We start from the raw sequence: 12,644 nt of genomic DNA, 5'->3' as shown, positions 1-12,644 counted from the left end.
ATTATCTTTTCAACTATCTATAATATATATTTTTACGCTTTTTTGCAACCTTTAAACATAAAAATATAATTAAGTTTTTGATATGGAAAAAGTCAAATAATTAAAGTGACTATGGGAGTAACTATTATAAAAGAAAATACTACTCTTTCTATCCATATCAAAAATAATTCTGAAACAGATAATGGTATTTTTGTAGATAAAATACAAGGTATACATGAGCAAAATGATAATACTGAGCTTACTGATACTACACCTATTATAAATCGAGTTAAAAATGATGAATCTGTTATTAGAAGTGATGGCAAAAATAAGTCTATTATGCCAAGGGATGCAGATTTAGCAGTAAGCATTGGTTCTGGAAGCTGTAGTATTTTCAATACTGGATAAAAAATATATGCTAGTAAATCTATAAAACAAGTATACTTACTCAAAATTAAACCTGTAGTACCTATTGATACTATTGAAGGTAGAACTGTTATAGTTACTATAAAACCATTTTTGAAGTTTTTATATAAACTATCATATATATCAATAGGTTTATGTATGGATTTAATAGCTTCAGTCCAACCGTTTCTAATAAAATTTTTGTAGATTTTAGCTTCTATAACAAAATTAGATGAAATATAAGAGTTACTTTTTCTGCTAAGAGGAGGTATCCTAGCTGTGATTGAGGTTACAGAACAAGTTACTATTAATGTAGTTATAAAATAAGCATTCCACATACTCATAAGATCTAGAGTTTTAGCTATAATGATCATCGAACTTATAGATACAGTAGAAAATCCTGTAACTATAATACTAGCTTCTTTAATACTATACTTACTATCTTTAAAAATAGTATCCGTAATAAAAACTCCTATAGAGGAATTACTTAAAAAAGATGCTAAAGCATTTATTGCAGATTTACCCGGTACTTTAAAGAGTGGCTTCATAATAGGTTGCATTAAAATTCCTATAAACTCTAAAAGACCGTAATCTATTAAAAAAGTTAAAAAAATAGATCCTATCGGAATAGCTATACTAATAGGAATAGTTATATTATTAAATATAATTGATAACATATCCTTAGATATAAAATAGAAGTTATCTAAATCAGCAACAAATATAACACCTACAAATATACTTGAAAAATTAAAAAAAGAAATTATTTTATTAAATCTATTCTTATTCCATGATTTTGTTATAAAAGGATAAAAAACTCCTAATGCAATGAGTACTAAAGTATATATACATATATAATTTATATAATGATTATTTATATATATAATAATATGATCTATTGGTATTGTTATTTTGTTATTTAATTTTATAGGTGTAAAAAATATGAATATACCTATGAAGTTGTATATAATGAATTTAATCATATTTTATAACCCCCTTTTATTATATATAATGAATTAACTTGTATTTTATTCTATAGGAATTATATAATTTTAAAATTATGAATAACATTGAGGGAAGAACTACACTTAATATATTTTATAAAAAACTTAAAAAAAAGTGTTGACGGATATGTTCAAAGGTGATATATTATTACTTGTCCTCAACAACGAGGCAAACACGAAACACAACAAATGAACTTTGAAAATTAAACAGTAGGTTATAAATAAATCACAAACAGTGATTTTCGGAAACAACACATAAAGTCAGTTACTGAGTACTGACAAACTTTTATTTAAGAGTTTGATCCTGGCTCAGGATGAACGCTGGCGGCGTGCCTAACACATGCAAGTCGAGCGGAGATTAAGAAGCTTGCTTCTTAATCTTAGCGGCGGACGGGTGAGTAACGCGTGGGTAACCTGCCCTATACACACGGATAACATATCGAAAGATATGCTAATACGAGATAATACATTTTTAAGGCATCTTAAAAATGTCAAAGATTTTATCGGTGTAGGATGGACCCGCGTCCCATTAGCTAGTTGGTGAGGTAAAAGCTTACCAAGGCGACGATGGGTAGCCGACCTGAGAGGGTGATCGGCCACACTGGAACTGAGACACGGTCCAGACTCCTACGGGAGGCAGCAGTGGGGAATATTGCACAATGGGGGAAACCCTGATGCAGCAACGCCGCGTGAGCGATGAAGGCCTTCGGGTCGTAAAGCTCTGTCCTAAGGGAAGATAATGACGGTACCTTAGGAGGAAGCCCCGGCTAACTACGTGCCAGCAGCCGCGGTAATACGTAGGGGGCAAGCGTTATCCGGAATAACTGGGCGTAAAGGGTGCGTAGGCGGCCCTGCAAGTCAGAAGTGAAAGGCTACGGCTCAACCGTAGTAAGCTTTTGAAACTGTAGGGCTTGAGTGCAGGAGAGGAGAGTAGAATTCCTAGTGTAGCGGTGAAATGCGTAGATATTAGGAGGAATACCAGTTGCGAAGGCGGCTCTCTGGACTGTAACTGACGCTGAGGCACGAAAGCGTGGGGAGCGAACAGGATTAGATACCCTGGTAGTCCACGCCGTAAACGATGAGTGCTAGGTGTCGGGGGTTACCCCCCTCGGTGCCGCAGCTAACGCATTAAGCACTCCGCCTGGGGAGTACGCTCGCAAGAGTGAAACTCAAAGGAATTGACGGGGACCCGCACAAGTAGCGGAGCATGTGGTTTAATTCGAAGCAACGCGAAGAACCTTACCTAAGCTTGACATCCCTCAGACCGCTTCTTAATCGAAGCTTTCCCTTCGGGGACTGAGGTGACAGGTGGTGCATGGTTGTCGTCAGCTCGTGTCGTGAGATGTTGGGTTAAGTCCCGCAACGAGCGCAACCCTTATCTTTAGTTGCCAGCATTTCGGATGGGCACTCTAGAGAGACTGCCGAGGATAACTCGGAGGAAGGTGGGGATGACGTCAAATCATCATGCCCCTTATGCTTAGGGCTACACACGTGCTACAATGGCTAGTACAGAGAGTTGCGAAACCGCGAGGTCAAGCTAATCTCTTAAAGCTAGTCTCAGTTCGGATTGCAGGCTGAAACTCGCCTGCATGAAGCTGGAGTTACTAGTAATCGCGAATCAGAATGTCGCGGTGAATGCGTTCCCGGGTCTTGTACACACCGCCCGTCACACCACGGAAGTTGGGGGCGCCCGAAGTCAGATATCCAACCGCAAGGAGGAATCTGCCGAAGGTGAAATCAATGACTGGGGTGAAGTCGTAACAAGGTAGCCGTATCGGAAGGTGCGGCTGGATCACCTCCTTTCTAAGGAGAAATAACCTACTGTTTAATTTTGAGGGTTTATTCCTCAAAATTAGTACTTTGAAAATTGAACAGATTTAAATAAATTTAGGTTAAGTTATTAAGGGCGTAGGGCGGATGCCTTGGCACCAAGAGCCGATGAAGGACGTGGTAAGCTGCGATAAGCTTCGGGGAGATGCAAGCAATCTTTGATCCGGAGATTTCCGAATGGGGAAACCCACCTAGAGTAATGTCTAGGTATCCTTAGATGAATTCATAGTCTAAGGAGGGGAACCGGGGGAACTGAAACATCTAAGTACCCCGAGGAGGAGAAAGAAAAATCGATTCCCTGAGTAGCGGCGAGCGAAAGGGGATTAGCCCAAACCTATGAAGTTTTCTTCATAGGGGTTGCGGATATGCTTATTAAGATGGAGGTATTGTAGTCGAAGAGGTTTGGAAAGACCCACCGTAGAAGGTAATAGTCCTGTAGATTAAACGAGAAGACCATCAAGCGTACTCCAGAGTACCACGGGACACGTGAAACCCTGTGGGAAGCTGGGGGGACCACCCCCCAAGGCTAAATACTCCTTGGTGACCGATAGCGTATAGTACCGTGAGGGAAAGGTGAAAAGAACCCCGGAAGGGGAGTGAAATAGAACCTGAAACCCTATGCCTACAAGCTGTGGGAGCACATTATTAGTGTGACCACGTACTTTTTGTAGAACGGGCCAACGAGTTACGATAAGTAGCAAGGTTAAGGACTTAGGGTCTGGAGCCGTAGCGAAAGCGAGTCTTAACTGGGCGATTCAGTTACTTGTCGTAGACCCGAAACCGAGCGACCTACCCATGGCCAGGATGAAGCGAAAGTAAAATTTCGTGGAGGTCCGAACCCACGCACGTTGAAAAGTGCGGGGATGAGCTGTGGGTAGAGGTGAAATTCCAATCGAGCTCGGAGATAGCTGGTTCTCCCCGAAATAGCTTTAGGGCTAGCCTCAAGCTTAGAGATGAGGAGGTAGAGCACTGAATGTCCTAGGGGCCCTATGGGTTACCGAAGACTATCAAACTCCGAATGCCTTTATCTTTTGCTTGGGAGTCAGACTGTGGGTGATAAGATTCATAGTCGAGAGGGAAACAGCCCAGACCGTCAGCTAAGGTCCCTAAATGTAAGTTAAGTGGTAAAGGATGTGGGATTGCACAGACAACCAGGATGTTGGCTTAGAAGCAGCCATTCATTCAAAGAGTGCGTAATAGCTCACTGGTCGAGTGATCCTGCGCCGAAAATTATCGGGGCTAAAACTTACTACCGAAGCTACGGCATTGACTTTGTCAATGGGTAGGGGAGCATTCACTGCGGGTTGAAGCTAGACCGGAAGGACTAGTGGACTGCAGTGAAGAGAGAATGTTGGCATGAGTAGCGAGACGTAGGTGAGAATCCTACGGGCCGAAAACCCAAGGTTTCCTGAGGAAGGTTCGTCCGCTCAGGGTTAGTCGGGACCTAAGCCGAGGCCGAAAGGCGTAGGTGATGGACAACAGGTTGAGATTCCTGTACTACCGATAATCGTTTGAAGAATGGGGTGACACAGAAGGATAGGCTATCCTACTATTGGATGTAGGTCCAAGCATTAAGGGAGCACTGATAGGCAAATCCGTCGGTGCAATTCTGAGGTGTGATGGGGAGCGAAATTAAGTAGCGAAGTAGTCGATTTCATGCTGTCAAGAAAAGCCTCTACTGAGATTAAAGGTACCCGTACCGCAAACCGACACAGGTGGGTGAGAAGAGAATTCTAAGGCTAGCGAGAGAACTTTTGTTAAGGAACTCGGCAAAATGACCCCGTAACTTAGGGATAAGGGGTGCCTCATTAGGGTGTATGCCCGAAGAGGCCGCAGAGAATAGGCCCAAGCGACTGTTTACCAAAAACATAGGTTTCTGCTAAGTCGAAAGACGATGTATAGGAGCTGACGCCTGCCCGGTGCTGGAAGGTTAAGGGGATGTGTTAGACGCAAGTCGAAGCATTGAACTTAAGCCCCAGTAAACGGCGGCCGTAACTATAACGGTCCTAAGGTAGCGAAATTCCTTGTCGGGTAAGTTCCGACCCGCACGAAAGGCGTAACGATTTGGGCACTGTCTCAACAAAAGACTCGGTGAAATTGTAATTCCGGTGAAGATGCCGGATACCTGCGACAGGACGGAAAGACCCCATGGAGCTTTACTGTAGCCTGGCATTGGATTTCGATATTACATGTACAGGATAGGTGGGAGACTGAGATACGAGAACGCCAGTTTTCGTGGAGTCACCCTTGGGATACCACCCTTGTAATATTGAGATTCTAACCATAGACCATGAATCTGGTCTTGGGACACTGTCAGGTGGACAGTTTGACTGGGGCGGTCGCCTCCCAAAATGTAACGGAGGCGCCCAAAGGTTCCCTCAGCACGGTCGGAAATCGTGCGAAGAGTGCAAAGGCAAAAGGGAGCTTGATTGCAAGACATACAGGTCGAGCAAGGACGAAAGTCGGGCTTAGTGATCCGGTGGTTCCGCGTGGAAGGGCCATCGCTCAACGGATAAAAGCTACCCTGGGGATAACAGGCTTATCTCCCCCAAGAGTCCACATCGACGGGGAGGTTTGGCACCTCGATGTCGGCTCATCACATCCTGGGGCTGTAGTAGGTCCCAAGGGTTGGGCTGTTCGCCCATTAAAGTGGTACGCGAGCTGGGTTCAGAACGTCGTGAGACAGTTCGGTCCCTATCCGTCGCAGGCGTAGGAAATTTGAGAGGAGCTGTCCTTAGTACGAGAGGACCGGGATGGACATACCTCTGGTGCACCAGTTGTCACGCCAGTGGCATAGCTGGGTAGCTATGTATGGAATGGATAAGCGCTGAAAGCATCTAAGCGCGAAGCCAACCTCAAGATAAGATTTCCCATCTTTATGAGTAAGATCCCAGGAAGACTACCTGGTTGATAGGTTCAAGGTGTAAGCTCAGTAATGGGTTCAGCTGATGAATACTAATAGATCGAGGACTTAACCTTTTATTAAATCTGGTCAATTTTGAGAGTATTAACTTTTAATACTTTATGCGGGTGTAACTCAGTGGTAGAGTTCTGGCCTTCCAAGCCAGCTGCGAGGGTTCGACTCCCTTCACCCGCTCCAAATATGTGGTTATTATAGCAAAGAGGATACACCTGTTCCCATTCCGAACACAGAAGTTAAGCTCTTTAGCGCTGATGGTACTTGGGGGGCAGCTCCCTGGGAGAGTAAGACGTAGCCACGTAATCTTTTTTATAAGGTTTTAATTGTTATTAATGAGTTTGATAGTATATTTCTTGCTCATTATAAAAAACTTTTTAAAAAAGTGTTGACGAATATGTCGAAAAATGATATATTATTACTTGTCCTCGACAACGAGGCAAATATGAAATACAAAATGAACTTTGAAAATTAAACAGTAGGTTATAAATAAATCACAAACAGTGATTTTCGGAAACAACACATAAAGTCAGTTACTGAGTACTGACAAACTTTTATTTAAGAGTTTGATCCTGGCTCAGGATGAACGCTGGCGGCGTGCCTAACACATGCAAGTCGAGCGGAGATTAAGAAGCTTGCTTCTTAATCTTAGCGGCGGACGGGTGAGTAACGCGTGGGTAACCTGCCCTATACACACGGATAACATATCGAAAGATATGCTAATACGAGATAATACATTTTTAAGGCATCTTAAAAATGTCAAAGATTTTATCGGTGTAGGATGGACCCGCGTCCCATTAGCTAGTTGGTGAGGTAAAAGCTTACCAAGGCGACGATGGGTAGCCGACCTGAGAGGGTGATCGGCCACACTGGAACTGAGACACGGTCCAGACTCCTACGGGAGGCAGCAGTGGGGAATATTGCACAATGGGGGAAACCCTGATGCAGCAACGCCGCGTGAGCGATGAAGGCCTTCGGGTCGTAAAGCTCTGTCCTAAGGGAAGATAATGACGGTACCTTAGGAGGAAGCCCCGGCTAACTACGTGCCAGCAGCCGCGGTAATACGTAGGGGGCAAGCGTTATCCGGAATAACTGGGCGTAAAGGGTGCGTAGGCGGCCCTGCAAGTCAGAAGTGAAAGGCTACGGCTCAACCGTAGTAAGCTTTTGAAACTGTAGGGCTTGAGTGCAGGAGAGGAGAGTAGAATTCCTAGTGTAGCGGTGAAATGCGTAGATATTAGGAGGAATACCAGTTGCGAAGGCGGCTCTCTGGACTGTAACTGACGCTGAGGCACGAAAGCGTGGGGAGCGAACAGGATTAGATACCCTGGTAGTCCACGCCGTAAACGATGAGTGCTAGGTGTCGGGGGTTACCCCCCTCGGTGCCGCAGCTAACGCATTAAGCACTCCGCCTGGGGAGTACGCTCGCAAGAGTGAAACTCAAAGGAATTGACGGGGACCCGCACAAGTAGCGGAGCATGTGGTTTAATTCGAAGCAACGCGAAGAACCTTACCTAAGCTTGACATCCCTCAGACCGCTTCTTAATCGAAGCTTTCCCTTCGGGGACTGAGGTGACAGGTGGTGCATGGTTGTCGTCAGCTCGTGTCGTGAGATGTTGGGTTAAGTCCCGCAACGAGCGCAACCCTTATCTTTAGTTGCCAGCATTTCGGATGGGCACTCTAGAGAGACTGCCGAGGATAACTCGGAGGAAGGTGGGGATGACGTCAAATCATCATGCCCCTTATGCTTAGGGCTACACACGTGCTACAATGGCTAGTACAGAGAGTTGCGAAACCGCGAGGTCAAGCTAATCTCTTAAAGCTAGTCTCAGTTCGGATTGCAGGCTGAAACTCGCCTGCATGAAGCTGGAGTTACTAGTAATCGCGAATCAGAATGTCGCGGTGAATGCGTTCCCGGGTCTTGTACACACCGCCCGTCACACCACGGAAGTTGGGGGCGCCCGAAGTCAGATATCCAACCGCAAGGAGGAATCTGCCGAAGGTGAAATCAATGACTGGGGTGAAGTCGTAACAAGGTAGCCGTATCGGAAGGTGCGGCTGGATCACCTCCTTTCTAAGGAGAAATAACCTACTGTTTAATTTTGAGAGTTTATTAAAACTCTTTAAAATACAATATGGGGGCGTAGCTCAGTTGGGAGAGCACTTGCCTTGCAAGCAAGGGGTCAGGAGTTCGACTCTCCTCGTCTCCACCATTTAGTATTTTATATACTATATTAGTACTTTGAAAATTGAACAGATTTAAATAAATTTAGGTTAAGTTATTAAGGGCGTAGGGCGGATGCCTTGGCACCAAGAGCCGATGAAGGACGTGGTAAGCTGCGATAAGCTTCGGGGAGATGCAAGCAATCTTTGATCCGGAGATTTCCGAATGGGGAAACCCACCTAGAGTAATGTCTAGGTATCCTTAGATGAATTCATAGTCTAAGGAGGGGAACCGGGGGAACTGAAACATCTAAGTACCCCGAGGAGGAGAAAGAAAAATCGATTCCCTGAGTAGCGGCGAGCGAAAGGGGATTAGCCCAAACCTATGAAGTTTTCTTCATAGGGGTTGCGGATATGCTTATTAAGATGGAGGTATTGTAGTCGAAGAGGTTTGGAAAGACCCACCGTAGAAGGTAATAGTCCTGTAGATTAAACGAGAAGACCATCAAGCGTACTCCAGAGTACCACGGGACACGTGAAACCCTGTGGGAAGCTGGGGGGACCACCCCCCAAGGCTAAATACTCCTTGGTGACCGATAGCGTATAGTACCGTGAGGGAAAGGTGAAAAGAACCCCGGAAGGGGAGTGAAATAGAACCTGAAACCCTATGCCTACAAGCTGTGGGAGCACATTATTAGTGTGACCACGTACTTTTTGTAGAACGGGCCAACGAGTTACGATAAGTAGCAAGGTTAAGGACTTAGGGTCTGGAGCCGTAGCGAAAGCGAGTCTTAACTGGGCGATTCAGTTACTTGTCGTAGACCCGAAACCGAGCGACCTACCCATGGCCAGGATGAAGCGAAAGTAAAATTTCGTGGAGGTCCGAACCCACGCACGTTGAAAAGTGCGGGGATGAGCTGTGGGTAGAGGTGAAATTCCAATCGAGCTCGGAGATAGCTGGTTCTCCCCGAAATAGCTTTAGGGCTAGCCTCAAGCTTAGAGATGAGGAGGTAGAGCACTGAATGTCCTAGGGGCCCTATGGGTTACCGAAGACTATCAAACTCCGAATGCCTTTATCTTTTGCTTGGGAGTCAGACTGTGGGTGATAAGATTCATAGTCGAGAGGGAAACAGCCCAGACCGTCAGCTAAGGTCCCTAAATGTAAGTTAAGTGGTAAAGGATGTGGGATTGCACAGACAACCAGGATGTTGGCTTAGAAGCAGCCATTCATTCAAAGAGTGCGTAATAGCTCACTGGTCGAGTGATCCTGCGCCGAAAATTATCGGGGCTAAAACTTACTACCGAAGCTACGGCATTGACTTTGTCAATGGGTAGGGGAGCATTCACTGCGGGTTGAAGCTAGACCGGAAGGACTAGTGGACTGCAGTGAAGAGAGAATGTTGGCATGAGTAGCGAGACGTAGGTGAGAATCCTACGGGCCGAAAACCCAAGGTTTCCTGAGGAAGGTTCGTCCGCTCAGGGTTAGTCGGGACCTAAGCCGAGGCCGAAAGGCGTAGGTGATGGACAACAGGTTGAGATTCCTGTACTACCGATAATCGTTTGAAGAATGGGGTGACACAGAAGGATAGGCTATCCTACTATTGGATGTAGGTCCAAGCATTAAGGGAGCACTGATAGGCAAATCCGTCGGTGCAATTCTGAGGTGTGATGGGGAGCGAAATTAAGTAGCGAAGTAGTCGATTTCATGCTGTCAAGAAAAGCCTCTACTGAGATTAAAGGTACCCGTACCGCAAACCGACACAGGTGGGTGAGAAGAGAATTCTAAGGCTAGCGAGAGAACTTTTGTTAAGGAACTCGGCAAAATGACCCCGTAACTTAGGGATAAGGGGTGCCTCATTAGGGTGTATGCCCGAAGAGGCCGCAGAGAATAGGCCCAAGCGACTGTTTACCAAAAACATAGGTTTCTGCTAAGTCGAAAGACGATGTATAGGAGCTGACGCCTGCCCGGTGCTGGAAGGTTAAGGGGATGTGTTAGACGCAAGTCGAAGCATTGAACTTAAGCCCCAGTAAACGGCGGCCGTAACTATAACGGTCCTAAGGTAGCGAAATTCCTTGTCGGGTAAGTTCCGACCCGCACGAAAGGCGTAACGATTTGGGCACTGTCTCAACAAAAGACTCGGTGAAATTGTAATTCCGGTGAAGATGCCGGATACCTGCGACAGGACGGAAAGACCCCATGGAGCTTTACTGTAGCCTGGCATTGGATTTCGATATTACATGTACAGGATAGGTGGGAGACTGAGATACGAGAACGCCAGTTTTCGTGGAGTCACCCTTGGGATACCACCCTTGTAATATTGAGATTCTAACCATAGACCATGAATCTGGTCTTGGGACACTGTCAGGTGGACAGTTTGACTGGGGCGGTCGCCTCCCAAAATGTAACGGAGGCGCCCAAAGGTTCCCTCAGCACGGTCGGAAATCGTGCGAAGAGTGCAAAGGCAAAAGGGAGCTTGATTGCAAGACATACAGGTCGAGCAAGGACGAAAGTCGGGCTTAGTGATCCGGTGGTTCCGCGTGGAAGGGCCATCGCTCAACGGATAAAAGCTACCCTGGGGATAACAGGCTTATCTCCCCCAAGAGTCCACATCGACGGGGAGGTTTGGCACCTCGATGTCGGCTCATCACATCCTGGGGCTGTAGTAGGTCCCAAGGGTTGGGCTGTTCGCCCATTAAAGTGGTACGCGAGCTGGGTTCAGAACGTCGTGAGACAGTTCGGTCCCTATCCGTCGCAGGCGTAGGAAATTTGAGAGGAGCTGTCCTTAGTACGAGAGGACCGGGATGGACATACCTCTGGTGCACCAGTTGTCACGCCAGTGGCATAGCTGGGTAGCTATGTATGGAATGGATAAGCGCTGAAAGCATCTAAGCGCGAAGCCAACCTCAAGATAAGATTTCCCATCTTTATGAGTAAGATCCCAGGAAGACTACCTGGTTGATAGGTTCAAGGTGTAAGCTCAGTAATGGGTTCAGCTGATGAATACTAATAGATCGAGGACTTAACCTTTTATTAAATCTGGTCAATTTTGAAAGTATTAAAAACCAATACTTACAACTTAAAAGATTATGTGGTTATTATAGCAAAGAGGATACACCTGTTCCCATTCCGAACACAGAAGTTAAGCTCTTTAGCGCCGATGGTACTTGGGGGGCAGCCCCCTGGGAGAGTAGGACGTAGCCACGTAATCTTTTTTTACGTTCTCTTATATGGATATGTAGGAGAAAAAGATGGTTATTTAGATACCGTGAATGCATTAAATAGATTTAGAAAACTAAACATCGTATCTTATTGAATATACTAAAACTTCTTAAACTCGCTTAGGCTCAGACATAAGAAGTTTTTTTACGTATATTCAAGCGATACAATATAAGTTTTATTGAAATCTATTTAAAAGATTCACTAACATTTAAATAACCATCTTTTTTATGCTTAAGGAAACTATATCATTTTTGTTTTGTAGATAACGTATTGAAAAGGCTAGATTTAGAACTATTTTTAAGCAACAGATTCGTTAGACTTGTTGGCGCTATGAACGGAGTGAATTTTGAGAACGGAGCCTGGAAGGATCGTTGGCGACATGAGTCACCGCGTTAGCGAGTAGACGAATTTTTTTAGTATGTAAAACTTATAAAAAAAGATTAGGTGATTACTGGAAGAGATTAAGATATGAAAAAATAATACTAAGGTAGAACTTTGTGAAACATACTAAAACTTCTTAAACTCTCTTACGGTTAGACATAAAAGTTTTTTTAGGTATATTTCAAAATTTAAACCTAAGTATCATAGTAAAATATTAAAGAATAATTAGATGTAGATTAAATAAAAATGCTTTTTATTAAAATATGTAAAGGTGTTTTCCAATAATTTTGTAATAGGATATACTATACAATCATGTTAATTATTAGAGAATATTTTTGAAATTCAATTTTAATTTACAATATAGATTTAAAATATATAAATATAAAAAAAATATAATTTAAATGTCGTCTCTTGTGAAAAATAGCAAAAAAATGTATAAAAAAAATACTTTCTTTTTAATATATATTAATATACAATATGAATGTAAACATTACAAATTAAATAAAAAATTATGGGTTTTATTTAAAATTAAAAGGGAAGATCAGTGAAAAGCTGACGCAGCCCCCGCTACTGTAAGCAGTAACGAAACCTCAAAAACCACTGGGTAAATCTGGGAAGGTGAGGGAGTAGGATGACTGTGAGTCAGGATACCTGCCTATAATTTGAATAAGCTATTTCGGAGGGAGATTAGCATTATGATAACTGATGGATTATATCCTAAGATTATACATATCAAAAAACTCCTATAGGA

Annotated in this window: 1 protein-coding gene, 2 tRNA genes, 6 rRNA genes and 1 riboswitch; of the genes, 8 read left to right on the top strand and 1 reads right to left on the bottom strand. The window is 44.1% G+C overall.

The window, feature by feature from the left end; genetic code table 11:
• Positions 1-92: 92 nt before the first annotated feature.
• The gene (locus P4S50_RS16150; RefSeq protein WP_277731852.1) at positions 93-1,364 is read right to left on the bottom strand and encodes a YjiH family protein; all 1,272 of its coding nucleotides are present in this window, start codon (positions 1,362-1,364) and stop codon (positions 93-95) included.
• 307 nt (positions 1,365-1,671) lie between these two features.
• Between P4S50_RS16150 and P4S50_RS16145 the strand changes: the two genes are divergently transcribed.
• The 8 genes from P4S50_RS16145 to rrf (P4S50_RS16110) all read left to right on the top strand — a co-directional run bounded on the left by P4S50_RS16145 (position 1,672) and on the right by rrf (P4S50_RS16110) (position 11,497).
• A 16S ribosomal RNA gene (locus tag P4S50_RS16145) occupies positions 1,672-3,188 on the top strand.
• 87 nt (positions 3,189-3,275) lie between these two features.
• Positions 3,276-6,194: ribosomal RNA gene (locus tag P4S50_RS16140) — 23S ribosomal RNA — on the top strand.
• A gap of 47 nt (positions 6,195-6,241) precedes the next feature.
• Positions 6,242-6,315, top strand: a tRNA-Gly gene (locus P4S50_RS16135).
• Positions 6,316-6,319: 4 nt separating this feature from the next.
• Positions 6,320-6,436 (top strand): 5S ribosomal RNA (gene rrf, locus P4S50_RS16130).
• A 250-nt stretch (positions 6,437-6,686) separates the two neighbouring features.
• Positions 6,687-8,203, top strand: a 16S ribosomal RNA gene (locus tag P4S50_RS16125).
• Between the two features lie 63 nt (positions 8,204-8,266).
• Positions 8,267-8,342, top strand: a tRNA-Ala gene (locus P4S50_RS16120).
• A gap of 59 nt (positions 8,343-8,401) precedes the next feature.
• Positions 8,402-11,320, top strand: a 23S ribosomal RNA gene (locus P4S50_RS16115).
• 60 nt (positions 11,321-11,380) lie between these two features.
• Positions 11,381-11,497, top strand: a 5S ribosomal RNA gene (rrf, locus tag P4S50_RS16110).
• Together the 16S, 23S and 5S rRNA genes with 2 tRNA genes alongside form the textbook arrangement of a ribosomal RNA operon.
• An 892-nt stretch (positions 11,498-12,389) precedes the next feature.
• Positions 12,390-12,566, top strand: a riboswitch (cobalamin riboswitch).
• Positions 12,567-12,644: the final 78 nt, after the last annotated feature.

Origin of the sequence: Tepidibacter hydrothermalis (assembly GCF_029542625.1) — a bacterium.
Classification (GTDB): Bacteria; Bacillota; Clostridia; order Peptostreptococcales; family Peptostreptococcaceae; genus Tepidibacter_A; species Tepidibacter_A hydrothermalis.
This window is presented reverse-complemented; position numbering and strand designations above follow the sequence as displayed.